Annotated in this window: 1 protein-coding gene; it reads right to left on the reverse strand. The window is 60.3% G+C overall.

Annotated features, from left to right (window positions below):
* The coding region (locus tag H8L47_RS29165; protein WP_186957334.1) for a phage major capsid protein, P2 family at positions 1-744 on the reverse strand (744 nt) is incomplete at both ends.

Raw genomic sequence — 744 nt, forward strand, 5'->3', positions numbered from 1 at the left:
CGAGTTCGATGTTTTCAACGAGGGCGGCGATGCCGTAGTCTTCGACGACGTAGGCGTCATTCGAGGATTCGTAGTTTTCGATACGGTCGCGCTTGGCGTTGTCGACGATCTGGCGGCGGCGGGCGCTTTCTTGGTAGTAGATGGACAGGTTGTCGTAGCGGGTGATGAGGAAACTGTTGGGCGGGAAGTAGGGGACGCTGACGGCTTGCAGGCCGCCCAGGCGCTTTTGGCTGATGATGATGTCGGCGGCCAGGGTCTCGGTGGGGGCGTGGTTGGTGTTCACCAGGGGGAAGTATTTGTCGTGCATGAGTTCGCGGCCGACGATGCAGACCAGGCCTGCGTCTTCACGGAACCAGGGGTCGAGGAGGGTGATGGCATCGAAGACGGCGGCGTCGAGGTTGGCGTAGTCACCGTTTTGGCCGATTTTGACTTTGCCTGGGGCGTTGCCGTGGGACATGACGCGCTGTGGGGCGTCTTCTCGCATGTGTTGCAGCCAGCCGATGTTGACGTCTTGGAGCAGGGGGTGGGCGAGGATGTCGGTATTGGGGGCGATGCTGGTGCCGTGGAAGCCCATGACCATGCGGTCTAGCGCCTGGCGTTTGACGATGACGTCGCGAATGCGGGTTTGGAAGTCGGGGAATTTGGCCCAGACATCGAGCTTGGCATAGGGGACGTGGGTGTCGTAGTTGGTTTTGCTGCATTTGTAGCGGCCGTTTTCCAGACCTGTTAAGTCGCGGGTTTGGC

This window comes from Undibacterium umbellatum, assembly GCF_014284125.1.
Taxonomy (GTDB): Bacteria; Pseudomonadota; Gammaproteobacteria; order Burkholderiales; family Burkholderiaceae_D; genus Undibacterium; species Undibacterium umbellatum.